2 protein-coding genes are annotated in these 2,583 nt (G+C 69.3%); one reads left to right on the top strand and one right to left on the bottom strand.

The window, feature by feature from the left end:
* Nucleotides 1-73 precede the first annotated feature (73 nt).
* Complete coding sequence (locus ACFWF2_RS33515; RefSeq protein ID WP_379311493.1) at nucleotides 74-1,027, top strand: pyridoxal-phosphate dependent enzyme; 954 nt, start codon at nucleotides 74-76, stop codon at nucleotides 1,025-1,027.
* 31 nt (nucleotides 1,028-1,058) lie between these two features.
* Here ACFWF2_RS33515 and ACFWF2_RS33510 read toward each other — a convergent pair whose 3' ends face one another.
* Nucleotides 1,059-1,913 (bottom strand): class II glutamine amidotransferase, encoded by an 855-nt coding sequence (locus ACFWF2_RS33510; protein ID WP_379311492.1) that lies wholly within the window; start codon nucleotides 1,911-1,913, stop codon nucleotides 1,059-1,061.
* Nucleotides 1,914-2,583 lie beyond the last annotated feature (670 nt).

Here is a 2,583-nt window from a genome sequence, read left to right as displayed (position 1 = left end):
CCGCCTTCCCGACCGACCCTTGTGGCTCTGCGGCTGCGGTCGCTCGGCGGTTGGTCCGGTCTTAAGGTGAAACATGCTCAATCCGACCTATGACGACGTCGAGGCCGCCGCGGCTCGCGTCATCGGGATCGTCCGGCCGCTCACCGTCATCGCCGCCGACCCAGACCTGGTGCCCGGGGTGCAGGCCTATCTGGCTCTCGAATTCCTCCAGCACACCGGATCGTTCAAAGCCCGCGGCGCGGTCAATCTGGTTGCCGCGCTCGTGCATTCGGGTGTCATGCCCGCTGCAGGACTCGTCACCGCCACCGGTCTCAACGCTGACCTCGGATTCGCCTGGGCCGCACAGCGATTCGGCGTTCCGATCACCGCGTTCCTGGCGGTGACTGCGCCCGAAGCGAAGGCCGCCAGGCTGCGCGGCTACGGCGCGGAGGTCCGGGTGGGCGGCGCCACCCAGGCCGACGCGCAGCGGGCGGCACGGACCTTCATGGCGCGGTCCGGCGCCCTCGACGCCTATACCCACGACGACCTGCTCACCTCCGCGGGTGCGGGCACGATCCTGCTCGAGCTTGCCGCCGCCGTCCCCGATCTGGACACCGTGGTGGTCGCGGTGGGCGCGGGCGGCATGTTCTCCGGCATCACCGCCGCCGCCGACAGCCGCGGCGTCCGCGTGGTCGGGGCCGAGCCCGAAGGCAGCAGGGCTCTGCACGCCGCGCTCGCCGCGGGTACCGTGCTCGACGTCGAGATCGATTCCGTCGCAGCTGATTCCCTCGGCGCGCTCCGGGTCTGGGCCGCGGCGTTGGCGTGGGCCCGCGCCGCCGACGTGCATGCCGTCATCGTCGACGATCCCACCATCATCGCCACCCGCCGCCTGCTCTGGGACCGCCACCGCATCGCCGTCGAACACGGCGCGGCCACCGGCCTCGCGGCAGTCCGCGCGGGCAGCTATCGCCCGCACCCCGGCGAACGCGTCGCCTTCGTCCTCTGTGGCGCCAACACCGACCCCGCCGACCTCATGGCGACGGTGTAGTCGCTCGCTGTTGCCGCCGAACGCGAGTGGGTCAGCGATGCAGTTGGGATGCGGCGGCCTCGGCGCTGAGGTCGGACAGCGAGAGCGGATGCGCCGGGGGCTTGTCGAGGATCATGGTGCGGTGGACGCGCAGGTCCTTGTCGATGTGGAGGAGTTCGCCGGAGGGCATGAGCTGCCAGCCGGGATCGTCGTCCATCGGCTCGCTGGCCACGACCACGGTTGGTGTGCGGGCCGGATCGGCCGACCGGACGTGCATGGTTCCTGCGGTGCCTCGGTGCGCCAGGTGCTCGCCGGGTTCGCGTTCCAGCACGTAGAGGTCGTGCGTGGCGGGGTAGCGCAGCGCCCACAATTCGGTGGCGGTGGTCAGCAGCATGTTGATCGCGAAGATCGGCAACTGGTCGGCGATCCAGTGCGCGGCGTCGGTGATTCCGGCGGTGACGTCCCCGCGGTGGGCGTCGACGTGTTTGGTGATCAGCGCGAAGAACCGTTCCGAATCGGTGTCGCCGCCGACCAGCTCGCGGCACCGGCCGAGTTCCTCGTCGAGCCGCGCGAGGTCCTCGATGACGCCGTTGTGCGCGAAGATTCGCCCCTGCTCGGTGAACGGGTGGGTGTTGTTCGCGGTGCGTGCGCCGGTGGACGCGTGCCGGACGTGCGCGAGGAAGGTCACCGACTCGCGGTGCTTGGCTTCCACGGCGAACTGCCGGTCCTCGTACGCGGCCAGTGGCTGCTTCTCGACCAGAGCTCGCCCCGCGGTGTCGAAGGTGCCGAGCCCGGTGCCGTCCGGATTCGTCTCGCTCTGGTGATCCAGGCTGTCGGCCGCGTCGAGAAGCCAGAAGCTCGCCTTGACCCGCTGCGGTGCGGCGGTCATTCCGAAAAGTCGACACATGATGGCCTCATCCCTGCGCCGGTCGCATCGAATGATCGTGCCCATGACGACTCGAGCCTAGCGCGGGCAGGCACTCTCGCCCCTGAGAACGCGAACGCCGGGCGGAGCCGATGCTCCACCCGGCGTCCCGGCGGCCGACAGGTCCAGGCCGTGTTTCGGAAGTGAGTGGCTGGTGTGCGCTGCTGCGCGGTGAACACCAGAGGTGATTGAAAGGTGTTGTCGGCGTTGGTGTGCCGGTAGCCGGGTGGGCGAGGTCTCCGGTATGTAGTTCAGCGACCACAGCTCGCGCGCGAACCGCTCCTACCTGCGCCGACGAGCGATCACCGCGACGATCCCGGTCAAGGCGGACCAGGCCGCCAATCGGCGCAAGAAGGGTTCTGCCGGTGGAAGACCACCGGCGTTCGACGCCGAGCGATACAAACAGCGTCATGCGGTCGAGTGCGGAATCGATGCGCTGAAGGAAAACCGGGGCCGTCGCAACACGGTTCGACAAGCTCGCCGTCCGCTACCAAGCTGTCCTGCACATCGCTGCCATCAACCAATGGCTACGACACAGGTGAGGGCGGGCATCCGCCCGCCCGCCCCCCATCGAAAACACGGGCGAGTCGAGATCCAGCTCCGCCCCCGGGCTCGTATAAACAAAGGTCGCGGCCGCCCGGAGTGGGGGTGT

Source organism: Nocardia sp. NPDC060259 (assembly GCF_042728775.1).
Lineage (GTDB): Bacteria > Actinomycetota > Actinomycetes > Mycobacteriales > Mycobacteriaceae > Nocardia.
Note: the sequence above shows the minus strand (reverse complement) of the source record. Positions and strands in the feature narration are given on the sequence as shown.

Excerpts from the sequence above, each read along its gene's own strand:
- ACFWF2_RS33515 (WP_379311493.1), top strand. The coding sequence starts at position 74 with ATGCTCAATCCGACCTATGACGACGTCGAGGCCGCCGCGGCTCGCGTC.
- ACFWF2_RS33510 (WP_379311492.1), bottom strand. The coding sequence starts at position 1,913 with ATGTGTCGACTTTTCGGAATGACCGCCGCACCGCAGCGGGTCAAGGCG.